This is a genomic window from Streptomyces sp. NPDC003943 (assembly GCF_053605265.1).
In genome coordinates this window covers 37,749-63,260 of record NZ_JBSGIW010000027.1, presented here as the reverse complement: position 1 = coordinate 63,260, position 25,512 = coordinate 37,749, and the positions used below count along the sequence as shown (strand labels likewise).

The 25,512-nt window shown below is 72.5% G+C and carries 24 protein-coding genes and 1 riboswitch; of the genes, 11 read left to right on the top strand and 13 right to left on the bottom strand.

Annotated features, from left to right (window positions below; genetic code table 11):
- Positions 1 to 11 precede the first annotated feature (11 nt).
- The 3 genes from ACWEV0_RS14330 to ACWEV0_RS14320 all read right to left on the bottom strand — a co-directional run bounded on the left by ACWEV0_RS14330 (position 12) and on the right by ACWEV0_RS14320 (position 3,119).
- On the bottom strand, positions 12 to 1,223 hold the full coding sequence (locus ACWEV0_RS14330; RefSeq protein WP_453149532.1) for an FAD-dependent monooxygenase: 1,212 nt from the start codon (positions 1,221 to 1,223) through the stop codon (positions 12 to 14).
- A 67-nt stretch (positions 1,224 to 1,290) separates the two neighbouring features.
- The gene (locus tag ACWEV0_RS14325) at positions 1,291 to 1,947 is read right to left on the bottom strand and encodes a response regulator (RefSeq protein WP_453149530.1); all 657 of its coding nucleotides are present in this window, start codon (positions 1,945 to 1,947) and stop codon (positions 1,291 to 1,293) included.
- Entirely contained in the window at positions 1,944 to 3,119 is a 1,176-nt protein-coding gene (locus tag ACWEV0_RS14320) for a sensor histidine kinase (RefSeq protein ID WP_453149528.1), read from the bottom strand. Before ACWEV0_RS14320 ends, ACWEV0_RS14325 begins: the two co-directional genes overlap by 4 nt.
- Positions 3,120 to 3,350: 231 nt before the next feature.
- Between ACWEV0_RS14320 and ACWEV0_RS14315 the strand changes: the two genes are divergently transcribed.
- A complete protein-coding gene (locus ACWEV0_RS14315) occupies positions 3,351 to 3,896 on the top strand; it encodes a GlcG/HbpS family heme-binding protein (protein ID WP_453149526.1) in 546 nt (181 codons plus the stop codon).
- 109 nt (positions 3,897 to 4,005) lie between these two features.
- The gene (locus tag ACWEV0_RS14310) at positions 4,006 to 5,421 is read left to right on the top strand and encodes a M1 family metallopeptidase (RefSeq protein ID WP_453149524.1); all 1,416 of its coding nucleotides are present in this window, start codon (positions 4,006 to 4,008) and stop codon (positions 5,419 to 5,421) included.
- A 34-nt stretch (positions 5,422 to 5,455) separates the two neighbouring features.
- Here the strand turns inward: ACWEV0_RS14310 and ACWEV0_RS14305 are convergent, their stop codons facing one another.
- Together ACWEV0_RS14305 and ACWEV0_RS14300 are read right to left on the bottom strand one after the other, a co-directional pair.
- On the bottom strand, positions 5,456 to 5,968 hold the full coding sequence (locus tag ACWEV0_RS14305) for a GNAT family N-acetyltransferase (protein ID WP_453149522.1): 513 nt from the start codon (positions 5,966 to 5,968) through the stop codon (positions 5,456 to 5,458).
- 60 nt (positions 5,969 to 6,028) lie between these two features.
- Entirely contained in the window at positions 6,029 to 6,604 is a 576-nt protein-coding gene (locus ACWEV0_RS14300; RefSeq protein ID WP_403799794.1) for a TerD family protein, read from the bottom strand.
- A 145-nt stretch (positions 6,605 to 6,749) separates the two neighbouring features.
- On the opposite strand from ACWEV0_RS14300, the gene arfB reads away from it, so the two are divergent.
- Positions 6,750 to 7,187, top strand: a complete 438-nt coding sequence (gene arfB / locus ACWEV0_RS14295; protein WP_453149519.1) for an alternative ribosome rescue aminoacyl-tRNA hydrolase ArfB — start codon at positions 6,750 to 6,752, stop codon at positions 7,185 to 7,187.
- 31 nt (positions 7,188 to 7,218) lie between these two features.
- On the opposite strand, the gene ACWEV0_RS14290 is transcribed toward arfB, so the two are convergent.
- Positions 7,219 to 7,767, bottom strand: a complete 549-nt coding sequence (locus ACWEV0_RS14290) for a flavin reductase family protein (RefSeq protein ID WP_453149559.1) — start codon at positions 7,765 to 7,767, stop codon at positions 7,219 to 7,221.
- Positions 7,768 to 8,032: 265 nt separating this feature from the next.
- Here ACWEV0_RS14290 and cdgB point away from each other — a divergent pair, with 265 nt between their 5' ends.
- Both cdgB and ACWEV0_RS14280 read left to right on the top strand, forming a co-directional pair.
- Entirely contained in the window at positions 8,033 to 9,778 is a 1,746-nt protein-coding gene (gene cdgB, locus ACWEV0_RS14285) for a diguanylate cyclase CdgB (protein WP_453149517.1), read from the top strand.
- A gap of 133 nt (positions 9,779 to 9,911) precedes the next feature.
- Complete coding sequence (locus ACWEV0_RS14280; protein WP_453149515.1) at positions 9,912 to 10,892, top strand: CBM35 domain-containing protein; 981 nt, start codon at positions 9,912 to 9,914, stop codon at positions 10,890 to 10,892.
- A 72-nt stretch (positions 10,893 to 10,964) separates the two neighbouring features.
- On the opposite strand, the gene ACWEV0_RS14275 is transcribed toward ACWEV0_RS14280, so the two are convergent.
- The 3 genes from ACWEV0_RS14275 to ACWEV0_RS14265 all read right to left on the bottom strand — a co-directional run bounded on the left by ACWEV0_RS14275 (position 10,965) and on the right by ACWEV0_RS14265 (position 14,213).
- Complete coding sequence (locus ACWEV0_RS14275; RefSeq protein WP_453149514.1) at positions 10,965 to 11,909, bottom strand: 1-phosphofructokinase family hexose kinase; 945 nt, start codon at positions 11,907 to 11,909, stop codon at positions 10,965 to 10,967.
- Positions 11,910 to 12,072: 163 nt separating this feature from the next.
- On the bottom strand, positions 12,073 to 13,257 hold the full coding sequence (nagA, locus tag ACWEV0_RS14270) for an N-acetylglucosamine-6-phosphate deacetylase (RefSeq protein ID WP_453149512.1): 1,185 nt from the start codon (positions 13,255 to 13,257) through the stop codon (positions 12,073 to 12,075).
- Complete coding sequence (locus ACWEV0_RS14265; RefSeq protein ID WP_453149511.1) at positions 13,257 to 14,213, bottom strand: ROK family protein; 957 nt, start codon at positions 14,211 to 14,213, stop codon at positions 13,257 to 13,259. Before ACWEV0_RS14265 ends, nagA begins: the two co-directional genes overlap by 1 nt.
- Before the next feature lie 183 nt (positions 14,214 to 14,396).
- Here ACWEV0_RS14265 and ACWEV0_RS14260 point away from each other — a divergent pair, with 183 nt between their 5' ends.
- The 3 genes from ACWEV0_RS14260 (at position 14,397) to otsB (ending at position 16,877) form a co-directional block, all read left to right on the top strand.
- Positions 14,397 to 15,695: an extracellular solute-binding protein gene (locus ACWEV0_RS14260; RefSeq protein ID WP_453149509.1), complete on the top strand. Its 1,299-nt coding sequence runs from the start codon at positions 14,397 to 14,399 to the stop codon at positions 15,693 to 15,695.
- Between the two features lie 24 nt (positions 15,696 to 15,719).
- Positions 15,720 to 15,959 (top strand): DUF3263 domain-containing protein, encoded by a 240-nt coding sequence (locus ACWEV0_RS14255; protein WP_403799771.1) that lies wholly within the window; start codon positions 15,720 to 15,722, stop codon positions 15,957 to 15,959.
- 72 nt (positions 15,960 to 16,031) lie between these two features.
- Positions 16,032 to 16,877, top strand: a complete 846-nt coding sequence (otsB, locus tag ACWEV0_RS14250; RefSeq protein ID WP_453149507.1) for a trehalose-phosphatase — start codon at positions 16,032 to 16,034, stop codon at positions 16,875 to 16,877.
- 42 nt (positions 16,878 to 16,919) lie between these two features.
- Here otsB and ACWEV0_RS14245 read toward each other — a convergent pair whose 3' ends face one another.
- The 4 genes from ACWEV0_RS14245 to ACWEV0_RS14230 form a co-directional block, all read right to left on the bottom strand.
- Positions 16,920 to 19,208: an immune inhibitor A domain-containing protein gene (locus ACWEV0_RS14245; protein ID WP_453149505.1), complete on the bottom strand. Its 2,289-nt coding sequence runs from the start codon at positions 19,206 to 19,208 to the stop codon at positions 16,920 to 16,922.
- 256 nt (positions 19,209 to 19,464) lie between these two features.
- Positions 19,465 to 20,382 carry a hypothetical protein gene (locus ACWEV0_RS14240; RefSeq protein ID WP_453149503.1) on the bottom strand — a complete coding sequence of 306 codons (918 nt, stop codon included), beginning with the start codon at positions 20,380 to 20,382 and terminating at the stop codon, positions 19,465 to 19,467.
- Between the two features lie 112 nt (positions 20,383 to 20,494).
- Positions 20,495 to 21,856: an alpha,alpha-trehalose-phosphate synthase (UDP-forming) gene (locus ACWEV0_RS14235; RefSeq protein WP_453149501.1), complete on the bottom strand. Its 1,362-nt coding sequence runs from the start codon at positions 21,854 to 21,856 to the stop codon at positions 20,495 to 20,497.
- A gap of 128 nt (positions 21,857 to 21,984) precedes the next feature.
- The gene (locus ACWEV0_RS14230; RefSeq protein ID WP_453149557.1) at positions 21,985 to 22,929 is read right to left on the bottom strand and encodes a glucosyl-3-phosphoglycerate synthase; all 945 of its coding nucleotides are present in this window, start codon (positions 22,927 to 22,929) and stop codon (positions 21,985 to 21,987) included.
- A 121-nt stretch (positions 22,930 to 23,050) separates the two neighbouring features.
- Positions 23,051 to 23,195: riboswitch (SAM riboswitch) on the top strand.
- Between ACWEV0_RS14230 and thrC the strand changes: the two genes are divergently transcribed.
- The 3 genes from thrC to ACWEV0_RS14215 all read left to right on the top strand — a co-directional run bounded on the left by thrC (position 23,189) and on the right by ACWEV0_RS14215 (position 25,450).
- Positions 23,189 to 24,502 carry a threonine synthase gene (gene thrC / locus ACWEV0_RS14225; protein WP_453149499.1) on the top strand — a complete coding sequence of 438 codons (1,314 nt, stop codon included), beginning with the start codon at positions 23,189 to 23,191 and terminating at the stop codon, positions 24,500 to 24,502. It overlaps the preceding riboswitch by 7 nt.
- A gap of 26 nt (positions 24,503 to 24,528) precedes the next feature.
- A complete protein-coding gene (locus ACWEV0_RS14220; RefSeq protein ID WP_453149497.1) occupies positions 24,529 to 24,804 on the top strand; it encodes a MoaD/ThiS family protein in 276 nt (91 codons plus the stop codon).
- A gap of 439 nt (positions 24,805 to 25,243) precedes the next feature.
- On the top strand, positions 25,244 to 25,450 hold the full coding sequence (locus tag ACWEV0_RS14215) for a cold-shock protein (protein ID WP_046911137.1): 207 nt from the start codon (positions 25,244 to 25,246) through the stop codon (positions 25,448 to 25,450).
- Positions 25,451 to 25,512 lie beyond the last annotated feature (62 nt).

The following is a 25,512-nucleotide window of genomic DNA, read 5'->3' as shown; positions in this document are numbered from 1 at the left end:
CCTCCCGGTCCTCAGCCCCGGTGTGCCGCCCTGGCCAGGCGCGGGCCCAGCCAGCGCTTGAGGCGGCGGAGGGCCTCCAGGCGGCCGGCGGCGTGGTCGAGGTGGTAGTAGAGCTGCGGCGGGATGTGGGGGAGCAGGGGGGAGTGGCGCTGGCCGAGGAGGGCGAACATCCGGGCCGGCTCCAGGCGCATGTAGCGGGGCAGGTTCTCGTACCACTGGGCGCTGTAGCGGGCCGCGCTCTGGGCCGAGACCAGCTCGGCGCGGCGCCTGCGGCCGTACGCGGTGAGGGCGGCCGGCAGGTTGTCGGCGCCGGTCCGCAGGGCGGCGGCCAGCGCCAGGGCGTCCTCCAGGGCCAGGGTGGTGCCCGCGCCGATGGAGTAGTGGGTGGTGTGGGCGGCGTCGCCGAGGAGGACGGTGTTGCCGTGGTGCCAGGTCCGGGTGGTCAGGGTGCGGAAGTTCAGCCACTGGGCCGGGGCGCCGCCGCCGTGCTGCTCGCGGCCGATCAGCGGCTCGCCGTCCAGCAGGTCGGCGAAGAGCTTCTCCAGGAGCCGCAGGCTGTCGGCCTCGTTCGTCCGGTCGAGCCCCAGGCCGGTCCAGGTGTCCGGCGCGCACTCCACCACACAGGTCGACTGCTCGCCGCTGAAGCCGTACGCGTAGCACCAGATCCAGCCGTGCTCGGTCTCCTTGAAGGCGAAGCTGAAGGAGTCGAAGACCTTGGTCGTGCCCAGCCACACGTAGTGGTTGCGGCCGGCGGTGACCTCGGCGCCGAAGCGGTCCGCGTGCGCCTCGCGCAGCGCGCTGTTCACGCCGTCGGCGGCCACGACCAGGTCGGCGCCGGCCAGCTCGGGGGCGTCCGGGCCGCTGACGGCGTGCTCGTACTCGACCCGTACGCCCAGCTCGCGGGCCCGGTCGGCGAGCAGGTTCAGCATCCTCCGGCGGCCGATGCCGAAGCCGGCGTCGCCGCGGTGCACGGTGCGCTCGTCGCGGACGATGGCCACGCCGTCGGTCCAGGTGACGGACGCGGCGGCGATCGCCTGCGCCGACTCCGGGTCGCCGGCGCGCAGCTTGTCGAGGAGCCCGGCCCAGTAGGTGACGCCCCAGCCATAGGTGGAGCCGGCCGGGTTCCGCTCGTACAGGGTGATCTCGTGGGAGGGGTCCTGGCGCTTCATCAGGATCGAGAAGTACAGGCCGCCGGGCCCGCCGCCGACGATGGTGATCTTCACGTGGGCTCCCACGGGGGCGTGACAGTGTGCGCTGGGACGGAAGCGCACAGTAGCAGCCCCTGGCGGCCTAGGGGAGCAAGCGCTGTTCCTTCGCCACCGCCACGGCGCCGGCCCGCGTGTCGACGCCGAGCTTCGCGTAGATCCGGCCCAGGTGGGTCTTGACCGTCGCCTCGCTGATGAACAGCGCGCGGGCGATCTCGCGGTTGCCGAGGCCGTGCGCCAGCTGGCCGAGGATGTCGCGCTCCCGGTCGGTCAGGGTGGGCCGGGCGGCGCCCCGCATCCGGTCCATGACCCGGCTGGCGACCGGCGGCGACAGCGTCGTGCGGCCCTGGGCGGCGGAGCGGATCGCCGCGAACAGTTCCTCGGGCCGCTCGGCCTTCAGCAGGTAGCCGGTGGCGCCCGCCTCGATCGCCCGGGTGATGTCGGCGTCCGTGTCGTACGTGGTGAGGACGAGCACGTGCACCCCGGTCGGCGCGATCCGGCGGGTGGCCTCGACGCCGTCGATGCCCGCGCCGAGCTGGAGGTCCATCAGGACCACGTCCGGCCGCAGGTGGGCGGCCATCGCGACCGCCTCCTCGCCGCTGCCCGCCTCCCCGACCACCTCGATGCCGGGCGCGCTGCCGAGCAGGGCGAGCAGACCGGCGCGTACGACGGCGTGGTCGTCGCAGAGCAGGATGCGGACGGGCTCGCGGGCGGGCTCGGTCGCGGGCGTCGCGGGCGTCACGGACGTACCTCCAGCGGGATCGCGGCGGAGAGCACGGTGCCCTCGCCCGGGGTGGACTCGATCGTCAGCGTGCCGCCCAGCTGCTGCGCGCGCACCCGCATCGCGGGCAGTCCGTGCCCTCGTACGCCCTCCGAGGCCGGTGACCGGTCCGGGTCGAAACCGCGGCCGTCGTCGGCGACGTCCAGGACGACCTGGTCGTCGAGGTAGGTGAGGGTGAGCGCGGCGGAGGTGGCGCCGGCGTGCTCGCGGATGTTCGCGAGGGCGCCCTGCGCGATGCGGAGCAGCGCCGACTGGACCCGGTCGGGCAGCGGCCGCTCCGGGGTGCCGTCGACGTGGCAGCGCACCTCAAGGCCGGCGCCGGTCTCGCGGGTGGCGAGCCCGCGCAGCGCCTCCTCCAGGCCGCCGCCCTCGGCCAGGTCGGCCGGGGCCAGGTCGTGCACGAAGCGGCGGGCCTCGGCGAGGTTGCGGTCGGCGATCGACTCGGCCGTGCGGACGTGGCGCCGGGCGGTCCCCGGGTCGCTGTCCCAGGTGCGGTCGGCGGCCTGGAGCAGCATCTGCTGGCTCGACAGGCCCTGCGCGAGCGTGTCGTGGATCTCCATCGAAAGGCGCTGCCGCTCGGCCAGTGTGCCCTCGCGGCGCTCGGTCGCGGCCAGCTCGCGGCGGGTGCGGATGAGGTCCTCGATGAGCGCCCGCTGCCGGTCGGCCTGCCGCTCGGCGTGCACGAAGACGGCGGTCGCGATGGCGGCGACGGCGGGCGGGGCGATCACCAGGTTCGGGTCGAAGCCGCCGTGCGAGAGCTGCACCTGCGCCGTCACGACGAACACGGTGAGCAGCGCGACCAGGCCGAGCGCGGCGCGCGGCGGCAGGGTGCGCAGGCCCGTGTAGAAGAGCGGCACCGCGCACCAGGCGAAGCTCGGCGCGAGCACCACCAGGACCATCCACACGGCCACGACCGTGCCCAGCCAGGCGATCCGGCGCGGGGTGGCGCGGGTGCCGAGGACGGGACCGAGGAGGTAGAGGGCGGCGAGCGCGCCGGACAGCGCGACGATCCAGGGGCTGCGCTCCTCCCAGGGGTGGCGCAGCAGGAAGCGGGCGAGCGAGGCGCCGAGGAGGAGGAAGAAGGCGACGTGCATGACCCGCGCCAGCCAGCGGGCGTCCGGGTCCCGTTCCATCGTCCACCTTCTCCGCTGCCTGCGTTACGCGTCTGACCTGGGTATACGTGTCCATCCTGGCCCGGCGGGACCAGGCCGGCATCAACCGATCGGCTGACCTCCCTGTCCACCACTATGCGCGCCGAGGGCAGCCGGAACGCGGACCGGTCGGCGCCGGATCCGGGCGGAGGATCGATGCAGAGCGAACGGAACAACGTCCTTCCTCGCCCCCCGGACCCTCAGGAGACCGCCATGAAGAAGAAGTTCCTCCTCGGCACCACCGCCGCCGTCGTCCTCGCGGCCGGCACCTTCGGCGCCGTCTCCGCGAACGCCACCGCCCCGCAGGCCGCCCCCGCCGCGGTCGTCGCCAAGGCCGACGCGGACAACGACAACCTGCGCCAGAGCACCCACCTGACGATCGACGCCGCCACCAAGGCCGCGCAGGCCACCCTGAAGGCCGCCGAGAAGGAGAACCAGCGCGTCTCCGTCGCCGTCGTCGACCGCAACGGCAACACCATCGTGACGCTGCGCGGCGACGGCGCCGGCCCGCAGTCCTACGAGTCGGCCGTCAGGAAGGCGTTCACCGCCGTCTCCTGGAACGCCCCGACCTCCGTCCTCGCCGGCCGGCTCGTCACCGCCCCCAACCTGAAGGACATCCCGGGCACCCTCTTCCTCGCCGGCGGCGCCCCGGTGACCGCGGGCGGCGCCCCGATCGCCGGCATCGGCGTGGCCGGTGCGCCCTCCGGCGACCTGGACGAGAAGTTCGCCCAGGCGGGCGTGGCGTCCCTCGACGACTGACGCCGCCCATACGCGACGGCGCCCGGTTCCCCGCCGGGCGCCGTCGTTCTGCTCACACCCACTTGTGTTCGTACGCCGATGTGTTCGTACGTCTGTTTAGGATCGGTTCGTGAATACGCGCAGCCGAGTCCGGGCCGGAGCCGTGGCCGTCGCCTTCGCCCTGCTCGCCGCCGGGTGCACCGGCAGCGGCGCGGGCGGCGGGGGAGTGCAGGGCACGCCCGGTGCGGCCGGGCTGCGCGACCCGTTGTTCCCCAAGCTCGGCAACGGCGGCTACGACGTGAGCCATTACGGGCTCACGCTGTCGTACGACCCCGCCACCGGCCGGCTCGACGGCCGCGCCGAGATCACCGCGCGGGCCACCCAGGACCTCAGCGCCTTCAACCTGGACCTCGACGGGCTCACCGTGCGCGAGGCGACCGTCGACGGCGCGCCCGCCGCCGTCAACCGGGCCGGGAACGAGCTGACGCTGCGCCCGCGCGACGACATCGACGCCGGCAAGCGGTTCGTCGCGACCGTCACGTACGCCGGCGTGCCGAAGACCATCACCGACTCGGACGGCTCCGAGGAGGGCTGGCTCAAGACGGCCGACGGGGCCGTCGCGGTCGGCGAACCGACCGGCTCCATGGCCTGGTTCCCCGGCAACCACCACCCGTCCGACAAGGCGTCGTACGACATCACCGTCACCGTCCCGGCGGGCCTCCAGGCCGTCTCCAACGGCGTGCTGACCTCCGAGCGCAAGAGCGCCGACGGCCGCACCACGACCTCCGTCTGGCACGCCGCCGAGCCCATGGCGAGCTATCTCGCGACGCTCGCGATCGGCCACTTCGACACGTCGACCACGACCGCCGCCCTCGGCAAGGCCAAGGTGCCGGTCCTCACCGCCGCCGACCCGTCCGTCGCCGCGAAGAGCGCCGCGCTGCGCGCGAAGATCCCGCAGATCCTGGACTGGGAGCAGCAGAACTTCGGCCCGTACCCCTTCGCCGCCGCCGGCGCGATCGTCGAGCGCGACAGCGACCTCGGCTACGCCCTGGAGACCCAGGGCCGGCCCATCTTCCCGGTCTCCTCCTTCGAGGAGGGCACGCTCGTCCACGAGTTGGTGCACCAGTGGTACGGCGACTCCGTGACGCCCGCGAGCTGGAAGGACATCTGGCTGAACGAGGGTTTCGCGACGTACGGGGAGTGGCTGTACGAGGAGGACTTCCAGCACAACCCGGCGCAGAAGAACTTCGAGAAGGCGTTCGCGAACGACGACGCCTGGGCCTTCCCGCCGGCCGCGCCGCCCACCGCCGAGGACCTGTTCTCGGCGCCCGTGTACCAGCGGGGCGCGATGGTGCTGCACAAGATCCGGCAGAAGGTCGGCGACGACGTCTTCTACGAGATCCTCGCGGGCTGGCCCGCCAAGCACCGCTACGGCAACGCCACCACCGAGGACTTCACGAAGTACGCGGAGTCGGTGGCGGGCGAGGACCTGTCGGACGTGTGGAACGTGTGGCTGTACGGGGACGAGAAGCCCGCCAAGCCGTGATCGGGCGTCAGAGGGCTGAGAGTGCTCAGAGGGCTCAGAGGGCCTTGCGCATCACGATGCACGGGCGGCCGTGCGCCAGGTCCGGGCGGCGCGCGGTCTCCTCGTAACCGAGCGAGGTCCAGAAGGCGAGCGCCCGCGGGTTGTTCTCCAGCACGGCGAGCCGCAGGCCCTGCCGGCCCTCGGAGCGGAAGCTCTCCTCGACGTACGCGGCGAGCCGGCGCCCGTACCCGGCGCGCTGCTCCTCGGCGTGCACCATCAACAGGCCGAGCCACGGGTCCGCCTGGACCGGGTCGGGGTGCCGGCCGAGGGTGACCGCGACGGCGACCAGGCGGCCCTCGGAGCGGGCGAGCAGCACCTCGGCGGTGGGCTGCGCGAGCTCGTCGGCGAGGGCAGCGGCGACCTGCTCGGGGGTGATGTGGCCGGGGTCCGGGAAGTCGCCGCTGAGCTGCTGGAACTCGTGGTTGGAGGCGTAGAGGCCGGTGAGTTCGGTGAGCAGCGGGCCGGGGATGTCGCGCGGGTCCTTCGCGGACAGGGGTTCGACGATCACCGGGAAAGCGTAGAGCCCCGGACGGGCCGGGGCTCTGTCGCGTGACCTGCCGGCCGTACGTCAGATGTTGACGCCGAAGTCGCGGGCGATGCCCTCCAGGCCGGAGGCGTAACCCTGGCCGACCGCGCGGAACTTCCACTCGGCACCGTTGCGGTACAGCTCGCCGAAGACCATGGCGGTCTCGACGGCGGCGTCCTCCGACAGGTCGTAGCGGGCGATCTCGGCGCCGCCGGCCTGGTTGACGATGCGGATGTACGCGTTGCGGACCTGGCCGAAGTTCTGCGCGCGGTTGACCGCGTCGTAGATGGAGACCGGGAAGACGATCTTGTCGACGCCGGCCGGGAGGCCCGCCAGGTTGACGTTGATCTGCTCGTCGTCGCCGCCGCCCTCGCCGGTGCGGTTGTCACCGGTGTGGACGATGGTCTGGTCCGGCGTCGACTTGTTGTTGAAGAAGACGAAGTGGCCGTCGGAGACGACCTTGCCGGTGGCGTCGACGCCGATGGCGGAGGCGTCGAGGTCGAAGTCGGTGCCCGTGGTCGTACGGACGTCCCAGCCGAGGCCCACGGTGACGGCGGTGAGGCCCGGGGCCTCCTTGGTCAGGGAGACGTTGCCGCCCTTGGAGAGGCTTACAGCCATGGGAAGTCCCTTTCTGAGGTTTCTTCGGCACTGCGGTCGGCACCGCGAGATGCCGTCGCCTGCCATAACGCACGGTGCGGCGGGGCGGTTCCCACGGCGGGTCCCGTGCGAAAACAGAGTGACGCACCGGCGGGGTCCGGGGAACATGGATGACATGTCCGGTCCCTATCCGATCCGCGGCTCCGTCTCGCTTCCCGAGGCCGAGCTCCTGTGGCGTTTCTCGCGGTCGTCCGGGCCCGGCGGCCAGCACGTCAACACCTCCGACTCGAAGGTGGAGCTGAGCTTCGACCTGGCGGCGACGGACGCCCTGCCCGAGGTGTGGAAGGCGCGCGCCCTGGAGCGGCTCGCCGGCCGCCTGGTGAACGGTGTCGTCACCGTCCGCGCCTCCGAGCACCGCTCCCAGTGGCGCAACCGCGAGACCGCCGCCGTGCGTCTCGCCGCGCTGCTCGCCGAGGCCACCGCCCCGCCCCCGAAGCCGCGCCGCCCGACGAAGATCCCGCGCGGCATCAACGAGCGGCGGCTGCGGGAGAAGAAGCAGCGGGCGGAGACGAAGCGCGGGCGCCAGGCGAAGGACTGGGGCTGACGGAGCGCCCGGCCCCGCAGGGGCGCGTCGGTCAGCCCAGCGTCCGGTAGCGGCCCTTGAAGTACGTCAGGGGACTGCCCTCCGCCGACGGCAGCGTCGTGGCGAGCACGCGGCCGATGACGAGGGTGTGGTCGCCGGCGACGACGCGGCTCTCCGTACGGCATTCGAGGGTGGCGAGCGCGCCGCCCATCAGGGGCGCGTTGCTGTGCGGGCCGCGGGTGTACGGCACGTCGGCGAAGAGCAGCCGGTCGCTGACCCGGCCCTTCATGGCGAAGCGGCCGGCGACGTGCCGCTGGCTCTCGGCGAGCAGCGAGACCGCCCAGACCGGCACCTCGGTCAACACGTCGTCCATGCGGGAGCCGTTGCGCAGGCTGACCAGGACGAGCGGCGGGTCGAGGGAGACCGACAGGAAGGCGGTGGCGGTCATGCCGACGTCCTCGCCGTGCGGGCCGTCCTCCGGGTCGTGGGCCGTCACCAGGACGACGCCCGCCGCGAGGCGGGCCATGGCGGCCTTGAACGCGTCGTTGCTCACCCCCTCAGCATGAGGGATGGCCAGGTCGACGGTGGGGGCCCCGAGCATGGGCGTCTTCTGCAGCACACTCGCACGCTAGTCCGGGCCGGACGCCCGCCGCATCGGGCCCCGGGACCAGCGGCGTTCCCTCGTGGGTCCTAGGACCGGGGCCCCGTGGAGGCATGTGACTTGAGTCACAGAGGGCGCTAATTGTTGACCCTGTGTACCGGGTGCACAGCTCGCTGTGATTCAGTGGCGGGAACACTGCACCACGTAGCCGATGAGCCGATGAGAACCCTGGAGTCAGCTGTCGAGGTCTCGGGGAGAGCGAGCGATGGAGACCGAGTCGGAGCCGTACGTCCGTCTTGCGACCCTGCGGCAGCTGCATCAGGTCGTGGCGGACCTCAACACCGCCCGCAGCCTGGCGGACACCGTGCAGGCCGTCGCCGACGGCATCGTCAACGGGCTCAACTATGAGCTGGCCTGCGTCAACCTCGTGCGCCCCGACGGCGACCTGGTCGTGTCGGCGTTCGCCGGCAGCCCCGCCGCCGAGGCCCTGATCACCGGCCGGGTCGGCTCCCGCGCCTCCTGGGACCGCCGCCTCGCCATGGGCGAGGCGTGGGGCGACCTGCGCTTCATCCCGCACACCGAGGGCTGGGTGCTCATCGAGGACGACGTCCCGCAGTGGCACACCGAGGGCCCCGCCCCCCGCTTCGAGGACGAGTGGCACCCGCACGACCGGCTCTACGCGCCGATGTACGCGCCCAGCGTGCGCACCTCCCACCCGGGCGGCTCCGGAGGCTCCGGCGCGGGCTCCGGCCGCGAGCTGCTCGGCGTCATCTCCGTCGACCGCCCGCGCAACGGCCGCCACCCCGGCCCCTGGGGCTGCGAGGCGCTCCAGATGTACGCCTCCCAGGCCGCCATCGCGATCAGCAACGCGCGCCTGCGCTCCAACATGCAGCGCGCCCTCATCCGTCTGGAGCGCGAGCAGCAGGCCCTGCGGGCCAGCGAGGAGTCCTTCCGGCAGGCGTTCGAGTACGCGCCCTCCGGCATGGCCATCGCCGAGATGGGCGGCGACCAGCACGGCCGCCTCCTCCGCACCAACGACGCCCTGTGCCGGCTTCTCGGCCGCCCCGCCTCCGTCATGCGCCGCTACAGCTTCGCCGACCTCGTCCACCCCGAGGACATAGGCACCCTGCTCCGCACCTCCGCCGAGGGCGGCCGGGCCGAGCTGCGCCTCGCCCGCCGCGACGGCACCTACGTCTGGGTGTCCCTCCGCAACTCCGTCGTCGCCGACACCGCCGACGGCCCCCGCTTCCTCCTCACCCACGTCGAGGACATCGAGGAGCGCAAGCGGCACGAGCTCCAGCTCGCCCACCGCGCCTCGCACGACGCCCTCACCGGCCTCCCCAACAGCGCCGAGCTCCGCTCCCGGCTCTCCGCCCGGATCTGCGAGCGCCCCTTCGCCGGCGCGGGCGACACCGCCCCCGGACCGCGCGAGGCCGTGTACGAGCCCGCTCACGACGGCGAGCACGGGTCCGAGTACGGGAACGACTACGGGACGGACTACGGGTACGACCACGAGCACGGTTTCGGCTTCTCCCCGGTCGGCGGCGCCGGCGGCGCGTACGACCACCACGTGCACACCGTCGCCCCCACCGGCGGCGAGGTCGACGACGGGACCAAGGGCCTCGCCGTCCTCTTCTGCGACCTCGACGGCTTCAAGTCGATCAACGACCGCTTCGGCCACCACACCGGCGACGCCGTCCTCATCGAGGTCGCCCGCCGGCTCACCACGGGCGTACGGGACGGGGACACGGTCGCCCGGCTCGGCGGCGACGAGTTCGTCGTCCTCGCCGACGGCCTGGGCGCGGCCGACGCCGCCGACCTCGCCGTGCGGCTGCGCAACGCGATCATCCCGCCGATCCGGGTGGACGGGCGGGCCGTGCGCGTCGGGGCCAGCTTCGGCATCGGCTGGGCGGAGTGCGGCATGACGGTGGAAGAGGTCCTGAACAGCGCCGACCAGCGGATGTACATCGAGAAGCGGTCGCGCTCGAAGGTGCACCGCAGGGCCGGTTGAGAGTCCGCCGAACACCGCGCCGCGGGTTCGTTCACCGCTCGTACACACGCCACCAGACCGGCCGGAGGGCCGTTCGAGGTAGGCTCGGCCGGTCGGCGACGGCTGGCGAGCAGGGAAAAGGAGTGAGACCCGGATGGCTGCCGGTAACGACGGCGCGAAGACGCCCGAGGACGACGATCCGTTCGGTTATCTGTACGCGGACGGACAGGCGGCGGGAGCCCAGCCGCCTCAGGGCGGCGGTTACGGCTACCCGGGTCCGGCGGCACAGCCGGGCGTTCCCCGCACCTCGTACAACCAGGTCCGCGCGGTCGGCGAGCGTCAGTACGGCGGCCACGCGCACGCCGCCCAGGCGCACGTGCCGCAGCAGCAGGCGTACGGGCAGCAGCCGGGCGGCTACGGCCAGCCGCACCCGCAGTACGCGGCCCCCGAGACCTACCCCGGCGGCTCCCCGACCCGTCCGACACCGCCGGTCCCGGCCGGGCGCGGTGGCTCCGGCCGCGGCCCCAACACCAAGGGCCTGCTCATCGGCGCGGTGGCGGTCCTCGCGGTCGTCGTGATCGGCATCGCCGCGGCCGTGATCACCAACACCGGTGACGAGAACGCCACCACGGGCGCGAACGGCACGCCGACGGGCTCCCCGACCCAGGTCTCCGAGTCCCCCTCGACCGACCCGAGCCCCTCCTCGCAGGCCCCGCAGGAGCTGCCGAAGCAGGACGCGGCGACGCTGAAGCTGGGCGGTTCGGCGGCGCTCGCCAAGGACATCAAGGGCGCGGAGGGCGCGGACGGCGCCTACGTCACCGGGTTCAACGCGATCGGCTCCTCGGTGACCTGGCAGGCGAACGTGACGACGGCCGGCAGCTACCGGCTGTACGTGCGCTACGCGATTCCCGCCGTGGACGCGAACGCGACCCTGACGGTCAACGACGAGGCGAACAGCAACCCGATAGGCCTGAAGAACTTCGTCCACTCCTCGGACCCGAACCTGGAGAAGAACTGGCAGACCACCTGGGCGCCGGTGACCCTCAAGGAGGGCATGAACACGATCAAGTTGTCGTGCGAGCAGGGCAACCAGTGCAACGCGATCTTCGACTGGCTGGAGATCCGCACCGGCTGAGCCGGGATCAGGCCCTGAGGCCCCGGAGGCGCGCGTCGCCTCCGGGGCCTTCGTCGTCCTCGGCCGACCGGGCTACGCCGCCGTCGCCGGCTCGTGCAGCCTGACGCGGGGGAGCAGGGCCTCGTACGCCGTCTCGTCGAACTCGCCCGCGACCGGGGAGAGTACGGTCGCCGCGGACAGGGCGACGGCGTGGGTGAGGCGGGTGGGCCAGTCGGCGCCGTCGACGAGACCGGCGAGGAGCGCGGCGACGGCCGAGTCGCCCGCGCCGGTCGGGTTGCCCTGGACGGGGGCGGGCGGGGCCGCCTGCCAGAGGCCGTCGGGGGTGGCGGCGAGCAGGCCCTCGGGGCCGAGCGAGGTGACGACCGCGTGGGCGCCGCGGCGGCGCGCGTCGCGGGTGGCGCGGTGGGGTTCGCGGGAGCCGGTGAGCTGGGCGAGTTCCTCGGCGTTGGGCTTGACGATGTCGGGGCGGGCGGCGATGCCGCGGCGCAGCGGTTCGCCGCTGGTGTCGAGCAGTACGGGGACGCCGGCGGCGCGGGCGAGCCGGACGAGTTCGGCGTAGGCGCCGACGTGGATGCCCGGCGGGAGGCTGCCGCACAGGGCCACCGCCCGGGCGCCGGCGAGGAGTTCGGTGAAGCGGGCGGTGAACGCGGCCCATTCGGCGGGGGTGATGGCCGGGCCGGGTTCGTTGAGCTGGGTGGTGTCGCCGCTGGCGGCGTCGACGACGGCGACGGTGCGGCGGGTGGCGCCGCGGGTCGGCACCAGGGCGTCGCGGACCCGGCCGGGCAGGTCGGCGGCGGTGGCGGCGAGCAGGCCGCGCAGCACGTCACCGGTGGGGCCGCCGGCGAAGCCGGTGACGACGGTCTCGTGGCCGAGCGCGGCGAGCACGCGGGCGACGTTCAGGCCCTTGCCGCCGGGGCGTTCGATGACCTGGGTGACGCGGTGGGAGGCGTGCGGGACGAGGGCGGGCACCCGGTAGGTGAGGTCGAGTGCCGTGTTGAGGGTGACTGTGAGGATCACCTGGTCCACCCCTGTCGTGTCGTCCCGGCTGTTCACCGGCTGTCTTGGCGCCCCGATCATGCCAAACAGAAGGCGGTTGGCCCAGACCCGGGACCAACCGCCTTGAGACAACCTGCCGCACGTCGTGCCGCTGTGCCTTCCGGGGGGACACCCCCGAGGCCCCTCAGCGCACTCGGGGATCGACCAGCCACTCGCCCTTGCGCATCACGCCCCTGACCTCGAACTCCGCGTCGAGGACGACGATGTCGGCGTCCTTGCCGGCCTCCAGGGAGCCCACCCGGTCGTACATGCCGAGCAGCTTCGCCGGGTTGGCGGAGACGGCCTGGACGACGGACTCGACGGGCAGTCCGTCGATGGTCACCGCGCGCTTGAACGCCCGGTCGAGCGTCAGGGTGGAGCCCGCGATGGAGCCGCCCTCGACGAGTCGCGCCACGCTGTCCTTCACCTCGACCTCCAGCGGGCCGAGCATGTAGCGGCCGTCGCCGAAGCCGGCCGCGTCCATGGCGTCGGTGATGAAGGCGACGCGCTCCGGGCCGGCGTGGTGGAAGGCCAGCTCCAGGGCGGCCGGGTGCAGGTGGGTGCCGTCGTTGATGAGCTCGACGGTGACCCGCTCGTCCTCCAGGAGCGCGGCGACGGGGCCGGGCGCGCGGTGGCCGAGGCCGGGCATCGCGTTGTAGAGGTGGGTGGCGACGGTGGCGCCGGCGTCGATGGCCGCCCGCGTCTGCTCGTACGTGGCGTCCGTGTGGCCGATCGCGGCGATCACGCCGTGCTCGGCGAGCAGCCGTACGGAGTCGAGGCCGCCGGGCAGTTCGGTGGCGAGGGTGACCATGCGGGCCTGGCCGCGGGCCGCGTCGACGAGCTTGCGGACCTCGGCCGGCTCGGGGTCGCGCAGCAGGGTCTCGTCGTGGGCGCCCTTGCGGCACGGGGAGATGAAGGGGCCCTCGAAGTGGATGCCGGCGATGTCGCCCTGCTCGGCGAGCTCGGAGAGCAGGCCCGCGCGGGCGGTGAGGAAGTCCATGTCGCCGGTGACGAAGGAGGCGACGACGGTGGTCGTGCCGTGCAGCCGGTGGGTGCGGACGCCGTGGAGGACCTCGTCGATGGTGCCGGAGGTGAAGGACGCGCCGCCGCCGCCGTGGTTGTGCAGGTCGACGAAGCCGGGCACGAGCCAGTGGCCGGAGAGGTCGACCGTGGGGGCTTCGGCAGGGGCTCCCCCAAGCTCTCGGCTTCGCTCGAGCAGGGAGGTACCCCCATCCACGACGCGGCCGTTCTCGACGATCACTCGTCCGTTCTCGACGACTCCGGTCGGCAGCACCACGCGGGCCCCGGCGAGAACTGTGGAAACGGCCATCAGGCGGATACCTCCGAGTCGGCGGACGAGGCCGGTGAGTGGGCGATCAGGTCCCAGGCGAGGAGGCCCGCGCCCAGGCATCCGGCGGTGTCCCCGAGGGCCGCCGGGACGATGGCGGGCAGCTTCTGGAACGTGACGCGCTCCTCCACGGCGGCCCGAAGGGGTGTGAACAACGTTTCCCCTGCTTCGGCGAGACCGCCACCGATGATGAGCGTGCGGGGGTCCAGCAGGGTGAGGGCCGTGACCAGGCCGTCGGCGAGGGCGTCGACGGCGTCCTGCCAGACCCTTACGGCGGCCGGGTCGCCGGACTCGACGGCCTTGGCGCAGTCGGCGGCGTCGGCGGCCGGGTCGCCGGAGGCGGCGGCCCAGGCGAGCGAGACGGCGGAGGCGGAGGCGTACCGCTCCAGGCAGCCGCGCTGGCCGCAGCCGCACTCCGTACCGCCGGGGCGGACCACGATGTGGCCGATCTCGCCGGCGTAGCCGTGGGCGCCGGCCTCGATGGCGCTGCCGATGCCGATGGCGCCCGCGATGCCGGTGCCGAGGGGGACGAAGAGGAAGCGGTCGGCGCCGTTGCCGGCGCCGATGCGGCCCTCGGCGAGGCCGCCGGTGCGCACGTCGTGGCCGAGGGCGACGGGGATGCCGCCGAGGCGCTCGCTGAGCAGGGCGCGCATGGGGACGTCGCGCCAGCCGAGGTTGGCGGCGTAGACGGCGATGCCGTTCGCGGCGTCGACGATGCCGGGCACGGCGACGCCGGCGGCCGCGGCGGGCCGGCCGTACCGCTCCTGGCCCAGCGCGCGCAGCTCCTCGGCGAAGCCCAGGATCGTCTCCACGACGGCCTCGGGGCCGCGTTCGCGTCCGGTGGCCCGCCGCGCCTCGTGGAGCAGGGTGCCGTCCGCCCCGACGAGGGCGGCCTTCATGCCGGTGCCGCCCACATCGAGGGCGATGACGTGTCTCACGGGAACAGTCTCGCGTGTAGGGATCGAAAGGTCTAGTCCACTGTGGAGGATTGTTGCGCGCGGATACAAATCCCTGGCCGCAGCGTGCGGCGGCTCCTCCCTGCGTTGCAGAAGCGATACGCAAGTGGTGTAGACCTCCGGTGCCTACCCGCGAGAAACTTGCGGCCGAACATTGCCTCGACGATGAGCAAAGGGTGGGTTACGGCTGTGCAGCGGCGACGATTCCTGGGACTGGCCGCGGCGGCCGGAGCACTCGGCCTGACGGCCGGCCTCACCGGCTGCTCCGGCCTCACCGGCGGCGACGGCGACGTCACCCTCAAGCTGGTGGCCGCCGACTACGACCTGACCGGCGGCGACACCACCAGGAAGTACTGGGCCGGCCTCGTCGCCGCCTTCGAGGCGAAGAACCCCGGCGTGAAGGTCCAGGTCCAGATCGAGTCCTGGAACGACGTCGACCGCAAGGTCGCCGAGCTGGTCGAGGCCGGGCAGGCCCCCGACCTCGCGCAGATCGGCGCCTACGCCGACTACGCGGCCGCCGACAAGCTCTACGCCGCCGACCAGCTGCTCTCCATCCCCGTGCAGGCCAACTTCCTCGCCCCGCTCGTCTCCGCCGGCGAGTACAAGCGCACCCAGTACGGCATGCCCTTCGTCGCCTCCACCCGGCTGCTCTTCTACAACAAGGAGCTGTTCGAGAAGGCCGGCATCGACGAGCCGCCGACCACCTGGGACGAGCTCGCGACCGCCGCCGGGAAGCTGAAGAAGAAGGGCGTCACCTACCCCTTCGCGCTCCCGCTCGGCCCCGAGGAGGCCCAGGCCGAGACCATGATGTGGCTGCTCAGCGGGGGCGGCGGCTACACCGACGGCACCGACCGCTACAAGCTCGACGCCGAGGCGAACGTCCGCACCTTCGACTGGCTGCGCACCCACCTCGTCGCCGAAGGCCTCACCGGCCCCGTCGCCCCCGGCAAGCTCAACCGCAAGGAGGCCTTCGCCGCCTTCGCGCGCGGCGAGGTCGGCATGCTCAACGGCCACCCGTCCCTCATGCAGGAGGCCGAGAAGCAGGGCGTCAAGGTCGGCAAGATCGCCCTGCCCGGCAGCGACGGCAAGGCCAAGGCCACCATGGGCGTCGCCGACTGGATCATGGGCTTCAAGCAGAACGGCCACCGCAAGGAGATCGGCGCCTTCCTCGACTTCGTCTTCAGCGACGAGAACGTGCTGCGCTTCGCGGGCGACAACGACCTGCTGCCCGCCACCATCACCGCCTCCCTCGCCATGCAGTCCGACCCGGAGCACGAGGACCTGCGCGAGTTCCTGGAGGCGCTGCCCGACTCCCAGCTGCCGCCCGTCGGCAAGACCTCCTGGGCGCAGGTCAGCGGCAGCGTCAAGGCCGGGATCGGCAAGGCGGTCGAGCCGGACGCCAAGCCCTCGGAGGTCCTCGGCCGGCTCGCGCGCGAGGCCACGACGGCGGAGAGCGCGGAGTGAACGGCGCGGCATAAGTTGGTCAGTATGACCAGTGAACTCGGGGAGCTCGGGGAGCGGGAGCGGGCCGTCCTGGCCATGGAGCGCCGCTCCTGGCCCGGCCCCGGCGCCAAGGAACGGGCGGTGCGCGAACAGCTCGGCCTCTCCGCCACCCGCTACTACCAGCTGCTCAACGCCCTCCTCGACGACCCGCGCGCCCTCGCCCACGACCCGGTGACCGTGAACCGGCTGCGCCGGGTGCGGGCCGAGCGCGCGGAGCGCCGCTGAGCCCCGGCCCGGCCGCGCCTTCGCCCCTTCGCCCCGCTGACGGGACGGGGATCCCTGGGTAGGGTCGGAAACATGGTCAGCAGCCCTCCGCACCCGACCACAGCCGCCGGCCGCGACGGACTCGCCGCGCTCCTCGCGCGGCCCGAGAAGGCCGTCGTGGCACTCGACTTCGACGGGACGCTCGCCGACATCGTCCCCGACCCCGAGCGCGCCCGCGCCCACCCCGGCGCCGTGCCCGCGCTCGCCGCCCTCGCCCCGCGGGTGGCCGCCGTCGCCGTGATCACCGGCCGGCCCGCCGGAGTGGCCGTACGGTACGGGGGCTTCGCCGGCGTCCCCGGCCTGGAGCACCTGGTCGTCCTCGGCCACTACGGCGCCGAGCGCTGGGACGCCGTCACCGGCACCGTCCACGCCGCCGCCCCGCACCCGGGCGTCGCCACGGTCCGCGCCGAGCTGCCCGGCTACCTCGACCGGCTCGGCGCCTGGCCCGGCATCTGGATCGAGGAGAAGGGCCGCGCGGTCGCCGTCCACACCCGCCGCGCCGCCGACCCCGACGGCGCCTACGAGGCCCTCAAGGGCCCCCTCGCCGACCTCGCCGCCGCCCACGGCCTCGTCCTCGAACCCGGCCGCCTGGTCCTCGAGCTCCGCCCCCCGGGCATGGACAAGGGCGTCGCCCTCGCCGACTACGTCCGCGAGATCGGCGCCTCCTCCGTCCTCTACGCGGGCGACGACCTCGGCGACCTGCCCGCCTACGCCGCCGTGGAGAAGCTCCGCTCCGACGGCACCCCCGGCCTCCTCGTCTGCTCCGCCGCCGAAGCCCGGGCCGTCCCCGACCTCGCCGACCGCGCCGACCTCACGGTGGCGGGGCCGGCGGCGGTGGTGGAGTTCCTGGCGGGGCTGGCCCGCGAGCTGGCGGCATGACAGAGGGGCCCCGGTCCGGGGCCCCTCGTCATAGCGGTGTCGTCAGGAGGCCGGATTGACCACGTTCACCGTCAGGTCGTCGCCCGCGTCGCCGGTGACCGTGACCTTCACGCCGTGGCCCGCGACCTTCACGCTGGCCTGGGGGGCCGTCGGGTCGTAGTAGGCGTTCGGGTCGGTGTCGTCGAAGACCGGGATGCCGGGGACGGACGGGGCGCAGGCGGCCTTCGTCTCGACGGTCTGGTTGCCGCCCTTGCCGGTCAGGACCTCCTTGTGGAGGCAGGTGGCGTCGGTGGGCTCCAGGCCGAAGGTGGCGTCGAAGGGCTGGCGGCGGTTGCTGGGCGCGGTGCCGTCGTCGTAGCGGAACGGGGCCGGGCGGGCGTCCACGACCATCGACGCGCCGCCGCCCGGGTGGGCGCTGACGTTGTTGTCGTCGTAGGAGCGGTCGACGTACCAGACCAGCATGCCGTTCTGGTACTTGAAGAACTCCACCCAGTCGGGGGCGGTGATGCCCTTGCTGAACTGGTACGGGCCCTCGGCGAGCAGCTTGTCGCTGCCGACGTACTCGCGGTTCTCCACCAGGTAGTAGCGCGGCGAGGTGGCCGTCTCGGTGCCGGTGGAGATCTTCCACAGGCCCTGCGCGGTCCAGCCGTTCGCGCCCTGTTCGACGTCGTCGGTCAGCAGCGTGGTGCCGCCGGAGGACAGCGTGAGGTCGTCGAGGAACGAGCCCGCGAAGTGCACGCCGCCGTCGCTCTGGTAGCGGAAGCGGAAGAGGGACGGCTTGCCCTGGGCGTCGTAGGAGTAGCGCAGGGTGGTCCACTTGCCGCCGGAGGAGCCGGAGACGGACGCGCCGGCGCGCTGCCAGGTGGCGCCGCCGTCGAGGGAGTACTCGGCGAAGAGGTAGTCGAAGTCGGCCTCGATCTCGTACCAGGCGCTCGCCTTGACGGTCACGCGCGGGGCGGCGGGCACCGAGCGGGTGAGGGACTGGTTGAGGCCGTCGGCCGAGCCGGTCCACCAGGCGTGCGTGCCCGAGGCGGGCGTCGCGTAGACGGTGCTGCTGGTCTTGTCGGGGAGCGCGACCCGGAGGGCCTGCTTCTTGCCGGTGACCTGCAGCTGGGCGGGGTTCAGGGTGTACGTGCCGGAGGCGCCGAGCGGCGCGTCGGCGTAGTCCAGCCAGCCGAGGAACAGCTTCTCCTCGGCGCCCATCAGGCCCGGGTGGGTGCCGATGCCCTCGTTCGCGGCGGCGCCGTGGCTGAGCCAGGAGCCGGAGCTCATGAGGGTCCAGAAGGCGGTGGAGTTCTCGCCGCCGTCGGTGTCGTAGTAGTCCGGCAGGCCGAGGTCGTGGCCGAACTCGTGGCAGAAGACGCCGAGTCCGCCGTTCTCGCCCTCGGTGGTGTAGTCGCCGAGCCAGTACTTCGACTGTCCGATGCGGGCGCCGCCCTGCTTGTTCTGGCTGCCGGAGACGTCGGGGCCGGTCAGGCCGTAGGCGTCGCCGTTGACGTACCAGCGGTGCGACCAGATGGCGTCCTCGCCCTGCGCGCCGCCGCCGGCGTCCTCGCCCATGCCGGCGTGGACGGCCTGGAAGTGGTCGATGTAGCCGTCGGGCTCGTCGAAGTTGCCGTCGTGGTCGTAGTCGTTGCGGTCCCAGACGTCGAACTGGGCGAGGTACGCGTCGATCTCGGCGGGCGTCTTGCCGGCCGCGAGCTGGGCGTTCCACCAGGCGTCGCCGGTGTCCTGGATGAAGGCCCAGGAGCCGCCCTTGTCCTCGACGGCGTTGTCGCCGTAGTAGGACTCGTTGTAGGGGACCTTGACCCAGTCCTCGACGGTGTTGCCCACCGAGTAGCGCCCGTTGGACAGGTTCTCGTAGTAGGTCTTCATCGACTCGCCGGAGCCGTTGAACCTGTTCTCGTAGTACGCCTTGGAGAAGTCGGCCGTCCAGGCGTTGGAGTTGTCGGTGGTGCGGTCCGGCTGCGGGATCCGGTTGTGCAGCGGGCCGGGGACCGTGCCGTACTTGCCGGCGCTCTGGTCGCCGAACTCGGAGAGGATCGTGAAGATCTTCTCCTGGCGGACGGCGGTGGTGGTCGTCGTCTCGACGAACTTTCCGGGCGCGACCTGGACGACTCCCTTGGCGTTCGCCTTCGCCTTGCCCTTGGCGATCAGGTCGATCGCCTTCTCGCGCAGCTGGGTGCGCTGCCTCGTGAGCGGTCCGGGCCGGTTGTCCGGCCGCGCCGCGGGGGCGGCGGCGGGGCCGGTGGCCGGGTCCCGGGCCTCCTGCGCGGCGGCGGGGGTGAGCCCCGCGGCGAGGAGGGCGGTGAGCGCCGACCCTAGGGTCATGCCCACGACAATCTTTTTCACGTACGCGATCCTTCCGTAAGCCGTTCAGGGGGTTACGGATCGCCTGGGGGAACGATCGGCGCAGAGTCTGGCACGGAGTGACGGCCCGTGAGGAGAGGGCGACCCCGAGGAATGTCCGGTCCCGATACAGGGGCGGGGGGAGGGGTGGGGCAGGGTCGCGACGAGCGCCGCCCGCCCCGCCGGTCCGGTGGGACCTGGCCGGGGCGGGCGGTCGGGAGTGCGTCGGTCGGGCGGGTCAGCTCAGCTTGACCACCTTGTGCATGCCCTCGAAGGCGTGCGGGATGCCGGCCTCGTCGTCCGGGACGAAGCAGAGCAGGACGTAGGTGCCGGCCGGCAGGTCCTTCGCCTGGACGATGGCGGTGTGGTCGGGCGAGATGGCCCCCAGGCCGCTGGGCGCGCCGGTGAACGGGGACGGCGGCGGCTGCTGGCCGTGGGCGATCGCGTCGAAGTAGGCCTGGACGTCGGCGTCCGTGGTGCCCGGCTTGACCGGCTGGATCTCCATCTCGTGGATCTCGTCGGACCCGTTGTGCACCAGGATCGGAGCGCCGGCCCGGTTCAGGTCCTCGGTCTTGAAGCGCGGGCCCGCGGCCTGCTCCTCGGTGATCACGATGCCCTTGGGGAAGGGCGCCAGACCCTTGTCCTTGTCTCCGTCGCACAGCTCGAGGGACTTGAGGACGGGGTGCGCGGGGTCGGCGAGGAAGGCGCCGAAGTCGAGCAGGTAGACGGTGCCGTCCGAGATCGGCTCGGTGACGTCGACCGGAACCTTCGGCGACGCGAAACCGCCGCCCAGCGCCTCCGCGTCGGCGTTGAACGCGTTGATGCCGGCCGCCGCGTTCGCCGGGTCGGTCTCGTCGATCGCCTTGGTCAGGTCGGCGAGCACCTTGTCCACCGACACGCCCTTGTGCGGACGGAAGACCTGGAGCTGGCGGCCCTGTGGGTCGTCGGTGCTGATGTGGAAGTGGACGAGTCCGCCCTCGGCGGCGTCGGGCGCCTCGATGCCGTGCGCGGTGAGCCTGACGTCGACCGCCTCGTGCCGGTCCTTGTCCTTCGGCGTCGCGGCCTGGGCCGTGCCGACGCAGGTCAGCGCGGTGGCGCAGGTGAGGGCGACGGCTGCTGCCGCTCCCAGCCCGCGTCTCGGCGGAGCAGTACGCATGGAAGTCCTTTCGACGGGGTCCCCCGGCGCCAGGGCACCACGGGCTCGCCGGGCATCCCGTCAGCCACGCGGTCGGCACGCCCGTTCGGGCCCCGTCGATCGCCCGACCGCCCTACCGCCCCCGCAGCGCGTCCAGCTGGTTCAGGAACCACTGCCGCGGCGGCAGCGCCGTCGCCGCCGCGGCGAGCCGCTTCGTGCGGTCCGCGCGGTCCGGCGCCGGCATCGAGAGGGCCTCGTGCAGGGCGTCGGCCGTCTCCGTCACGTCGTACGGGTTGATCGTGAGGGCGTCGGCGCGCAGCTCCTCGTACGCGCCGGCCTCGCGGGAGAGGACCAGGGCGCAGCCCGCGTCGGAGACGACCGGGATCTCCTTGGCGACCAGGTTCATGCCGTCGCGGACGGGGTTGACCAGGGCGACGTCGGCGAGGCGGTAGGCGGCGAGGGAGCGGGTGAAGTCGTCCTGGACGGAGAGGAGGACGGGCTGCCAGTCGGCCGTGCCGAACTCGGCGTTGACCGCCTCGGCGAGTTCGGTGACCGAGGCGGTGTAGGAGCGGTAGACCTCCAGGTCCTGGCGGGACGGGTAGGCGGAGGCGAGGTGGACGACGCGGCCGCGCCATTCGGGGCGGGTGGTGAGCAGCTCGCGGTAGGCGAGCAGGCCGCGCACGATGTTCTTGGACAGCTCGGTGCGGTCGACACGGACGATCGTCTTCCGGTCCGCGCCCACCTCCTCCCGGAGCCGGGCCAGCCGCTCGTCGACCTCGGGCCGGCGCGCGAGCGCGCGCAGGTCGTCGCCGTCCACGCCGAGCGGATGCGTACGGACCCGGGTCTCGCCGATCGAGCGCGCCACGCGCGGATCGGCGAGGAAGGCGTCCGCCCAGGCCCGGGTGTGGAAGCCGACCTCGTCGGCGCCGAGCATGCCCGCGACCAGCTCCTCGTGGATGTCCTCCGGCAGCATCCGCAGATAGTGCGGGTGCGCCCACGGGGTGTGCGTGAAGTGCCCGATCCGCAGGTCGGGGCGGAGCTCCCGCAGCTGCCCCGGCACGAGCGCCAGGTGGTAGTCCTGCACCAGGACCGCCGCGCCCTCGTCCGCCGCCTCCGCGAGCGCCTCGGCGAAGGCCCGGTTGTAGGCGCGGTAGGACTCCCAGCGGCGCCGGAAGGCGGCGTCGAAGACGGGCTCGCGCGGGATCTCGTAGAGGTGGTGGTGGAGGAACCACAGCACCGAGTTCGCGATGCCGTTGTAGGCGTCGGAGTACACCTCCGGGTCGATGTCCAGCATCCGCACGCCCGGCTCGGCCACCCCGCGCCGCACCGCCTCGCGGTCCCCCTCGCCGAGCGCCGCGCACACCCACACGCCCGACGACACCGCGCTGAGGCCCGACACGAGGCCGCCACCGCCCCGCCGGGTGTCCAGTGAGCCGTCGGGGCGGACGGTGTACGAGACCGGGCCGCGGTTCGATGCCACGAGGACAGAAGCCATACGGCGAACCTAGCCCGTCCCGTAAACGCTCAAACGTACGGATTCCAGACAGGACGATTTCGAGACGGCCGGCTCACGGATCGAGACGGCGGCCGTCATGCCGCCGGCGCGTGCGGCGCGCCACGCCGTCACGCCACGCGGCGCCGCTCCGCGTACTCCGCCACCTCGACCATCGGCGGCCGCTCCTCCGTGTCCACCTCGTAGGTGTGAGGCGTGAACCCCTCCTCGGCCCGCTCGAACTGGGTGAGCCGCGGCCGTACGAGGTGCCCGCGCGACAGCCGCAGCTGCGCCGTGCGGTAGATCGCCGCCGCCATCCGGCCCAGCGCCTGGCCGTCCTGGTGGCGGTGCTTGCGCACCCCTACGTCCACCTGTGCGAGCGCGTCGAGGCCCACGGTGTGCAGCGCGTCCACGAGCAGACCCAGCTCCACTCCGTAACCGACCGGGAACGGCAGGCGTTCGAGCAGCGAGCGGCGTGCCGCGTACTCGCCGCCCAGCGGCTGGACGAACCCGGCGAGCTGCGGCCAGTGCAGATTGAGCAGCGGGCGCGCCACCAGCTCCGTCACCCGACCGCCCTGACCTGGGGCGTCGCCGAGCGGGCGGTCGTACATCGCCTTCACGAAGTCCACGTCCGGGTCGGTCAGGAGCGGCCCGACGATGCCGGAGACGAAGTCCGCCGAGAAGTCCCTCAGGTCCGCGTCCACGAAGCAGACCACGTCCCCGCTCGTCACCATCAGTGACCGCCACAGGACCTCGCCCTTGCCCGGCAGCGCCGGTATCCGGGGCAGGATCGCGTCGCGCGCCACCACCCGCGCGCCGGCCGCCGCGGCGACCTGGGCCGTACGGTCGGTGGAGCCCGAGTCGACCACCACCAGCTCGTCCACCAGCGGCACCGCCTCCGTCATCAGCTCGCGGCGGATCACCGAGACGATCGTGCCGACCGTGGCCTCCTCGTTCAGCGCGGGCAGCACCACGCTGACCTTCGTACCGCGCTTGGCGGCGAGGATCCGCTCCAGCGGACGGTCGGCCACGGACCAGGACCGCCGGGCGAGCCAGCGCTCCACTTCTTCCAGCAAGGTGATCTCCATCTCGCGGATCGGACGACCCTCTCAGGCTCCGAAGGCTTCGGTTACAGTCTTGAACAACGCGGATGCCCGATGCATGTCGGGGTGCCGACCGCGTTCCACAATCGAATACCGCTCATCCAGAGGGGCAGAGGGATACGGCCCGTTGAAGCCCCGGCAACCCTCCAGTCGGTTTGTCTCGTCCTCCAGCGAGGCCCCCGGCTAGGGAAGGTGCCAAATCCGTCTCATGGCGAAATGCGTCATGAGGAAGATGAGGAGAAAGGGCCTCGCCTCCATGGCTGTTCAGACCGTCGCATCCGCGACCACCTCCGTCGACCTCGGTCCCGCGTCCGGGCTCTCCTGTCGCGAATGCGGTGAGACCTTCCCGCTCGGCCCGATCTTCGCCTGCGAGCTGTGCTTCGGCCCCCTCGAAGTGGCCTACGACCTGCCGACCGGCGACCCCGAGGAGCTGCGCAAGCGCATCGAGGCCGGCCCGGCCAACGTCTGGCGCTACGCCCCGCTCCTGCCCGTCCCGGCCGACGTCGCCGAGAAGCCGAACCTGAACCCCGGCTGGACCCCGCTCGTCCAGGCCGACAACCTGGCCCGCGAGCTCGGTGTCGAGCCCGGCAAGCTGTTCGTCAAGGACGACTCCGGCAACCCGACCCACTCCTTCAAGGACCGGGTCGTCGCCCAGGCCATCGAGGCCGCCCGCGCCTTCGGCTTCACCACCCTCTCCTGCTCCTCCACCGGCAACCTGGCCGGCGCCGTCGGCGCCGCCGCCGCCCGGGCCGGCTTCCGCTCCTGCGTGTTCATCCCGCACGACCTGGAGCAGGGCAAGGTCGTCATGGCCGGCGTCTACGGCGGCGACCTCGTCGCCATCGAGGGCAACTACGACGACGTCAACCGCTTCTGCTCGGAGCTCATCGGCGACCCGCTCGGCGAGGGCTGGGGCTTCGTCAACGTCAACCTCCGCCCGTACTACGGCGAGGGCTCCAAGACGCTGGCGTACGAGATCTGCGAGCAGCTCGGCTGGGTCATCCCGGACCAGCTGGTCATCCCGATCGCCTCCGGCTCCCAGCTCACCAAGATCGACAAGGGTCTGCAGGAGCTCATCAAGCTGGGCCTGGTCGAGGACAAGCCGTACAAGATCTTCGGCGCCCAGGCCGAGGGCTGCTCCCCGGTCTCCGCCGCCTTCAAGGCCGGCCACGACGTCGTGCGGCCCCAGAAGCCGAACACCATCGCCAAGTCGCTCGCCATCGGCAACCCGGCCGACGGCCCGTACGTGCTCGACATCGCCCGCCGGACCGGCGGCGCCGTGGAGGACGTCAACGACGAGCAGATCGTCGACGCCATCAAGCTGCTCGCCCGCACCGAGGGCGTCTTCGCCGAGACCGCGGGCGGCGTGACCGTCGGCGTGACGCGGAAGCTCGTCGAGAACGGCGTCATCGACCCGTCGAAGACCACCGTCGTCCTCAACACCGGTGACGGACTCAAGACCCTGGACGCCGTGGCCGACACCTCTCAGGCGACCGCCACCATCCGCCCGAGCCTCGACGCGTTCCGCGACGCCGGCCTGGCCCACTGACCGCTCCGAGAAAGGCACGCACCGACATGGCCGTGAACGTCCGCATCCCCACCATCCTCCGCACCTACACCGGCGGCCAGTCCGAGGTCGCCGCCGAGGGCGCGACCCTCGCCGAGGTCATCGCCGACCTGGAGAAGAACCACGCGGGCATCGCCGCCCGCGTCCTCGACGACCAGGGCAAGCTGCGTCGCTTCGTCAACGTGTACGTGAACGACGACGACGTGCGATTCGAGCAGGGTCTGGAGACGGCCACGCCGGACGGTGCCGGCGTCTCCATCATTCCGGCCGTCGCCGGCGGCTGACCTTCAACACAGGGCCGGCGGCTGCTGAGCCTTACCCGCGGTCCTACCCGCGGGTACCGAAGTTCCCTGAATTGCCCCTTCCGCAGCAAGAAGCGGAAGGGGCAATTCTGCATGGTTGAGCGCGGTAGAGTTGGGGAAGTCCCCTCCGCTGCGCATGCCAGACGCATATGAGAATGCGCCTCGGCACGACAAGAAGCAGCCAAAGTGCCCGTGCCTTGTGTACCTTCTGCGCACTTTGCCGGGCCCGACTTGCCCCGGAATTCAGCGTAATCTCCCCAATTCCCCTTTCCGGCGTGCCCAGAATTCTCGTCCGATTGACCTGTTGCAGAGGGCAGTTGGGCAGATACATTCAGCCGCGGTCGACGCGTTCCGGCGCAGGGTCTGACCCGGGTCCGCGAAGTGCGGATCCGCGCAAGGGCCAGTAATAGGGGAGTTAGGCATGGCTCAGGGCACCGTCAAGTGGTTCAACGCGGAGAAGGGCTACGGCTTCATCGCGGTCGACGGTGGTGCGGATGTTTTCGTCCACTACAGCGCGATCCAGATGGACGGCTACCGCACCCTTGAAGAAGGGCAGCGGGTCGAGTTCGAGATCTCGCAGGGCCAGAAGGGTCCGCAGGCGGACATGGTCAAGCTCGCCACCGCCTGAGCGCGGCGCGATCGGCCACCGACGCACTTCCGTCGAGGGGCCCGCATCCTGACCGGGATGCG

What these genes read in the sequence shown, in the direction of transcription:
- ACWEV0_RS14220 (WP_453149497.1), top strand. Translation starts at nt 24,529, where the DNA reads ATGGCCGTGAACGTCCGCATCCCCACCATCCTCCGCACCTACACCGGC.
- arfB (WP_453149519.1), top strand. Translation starts at nt 6,750, where the DNA reads ATGGATGACATGTCCGGTCCCTATCCGATCCGCGGCTCCGTCTCGCTT.
- ACWEV0_RS14240 (WP_453149503.1), bottom strand. Translation starts at nt 20,382, where the DNA reads ATGCGTACTGCTCCGCCGAGACGCGGGCTGGGAGCGGCAGCAGCCGTC.
- ACWEV0_RS14300 (WP_403799794.1), bottom strand. Translation starts at nt 6,604, where the DNA reads ATGGCTGTAAGCCTCTCCAAGGGCGGCAACGTCTCCCTGACCAAGGAG.
- ACWEV0_RS14260 (WP_453149509.1), top strand. Translation starts at nt 14,397, where the DNA reads ATGAGCAAAGGGTGGGTTACGGCTGTGCAGCGGCGACGATTCCTGGGA.
- ACWEV0_RS14320 (WP_453149528.1), bottom strand. Translation starts at nt 3,119, where the DNA reads ATGGAACGGGACCCGGACGCCCGCTGGCTGGCGCGGGTCATGCACGTC.
- ACWEV0_RS14315 (WP_453149526.1), top strand. Translation starts at nt 3,351, where the DNA reads ATGAAGAAGAAGTTCCTCCTCGGCACCACCGCCGCCGTCGTCCTCGCG.
- ACWEV0_RS14235 (WP_453149501.1), bottom strand. Translation starts at nt 21,856, where the DNA reads ATGGCTTCTGTCCTCGTGGCATCGAACCGCGGCCCGGTCTCGTACACC.
- nagA (WP_453149512.1), bottom strand. Translation starts at nt 13,257, where the DNA reads ATGGCCGTTTCCACAGTTCTCGCCGGGGCCCGCGTGGTGCTGCCGACC.
- ACWEV0_RS14255 (WP_403799771.1), top strand. Translation starts at nt 15,720, where the DNA reads ATGACCAGTGAACTCGGGGAGCTCGGGGAGCGGGAGCGGGCCGTCCTG.
- ACWEV0_RS14280 (WP_453149515.1), top strand. Translation starts at nt 9,912, where the DNA reads ATGGCTGCCGGTAACGACGGCGCGAAGACGCCCGAGGACGACGATCCG.
- otsB (WP_453149507.1), top strand. Translation starts at nt 16,032, where the DNA reads ATGGTCAGCAGCCCTCCGCACCCGACCACAGCCGCCGGCCGCGACGGA.
- cdgB (WP_453149517.1), top strand. Translation starts at nt 8,033, where the DNA reads ATGGAGACCGAGTCGGAGCCGTACGTCCGTCTTGCGACCCTGCGGCAG.
- ACWEV0_RS14215 (WP_046911137.1), top strand. Translation starts at nt 25,244, where the DNA reads ATGGCTCAGGGCACCGTCAAGTGGTTCAACGCGGAGAAGGGCTACGGC.
- ACWEV0_RS14245 (WP_453149505.1), bottom strand. Translation starts at nt 19,208, where the DNA reads ATGACCCTAGGGTCGGCGCTCACCGCCCTCCTCGCCGCGGGGCTCACC.
- thrC (WP_453149499.1), top strand. Translation starts at nt 23,189, where the DNA reads ATGAGGAGAAAGGGCCTCGCCTCCATGGCTGTTCAGACCGTCGCATCC.
- ACWEV0_RS14290 (WP_453149559.1), bottom strand. Translation starts at nt 7,767, where the DNA reads ATGCTCGGGGCCCCCACCGTCGACCTGGCCATCCCTCATGCTGAGGGG.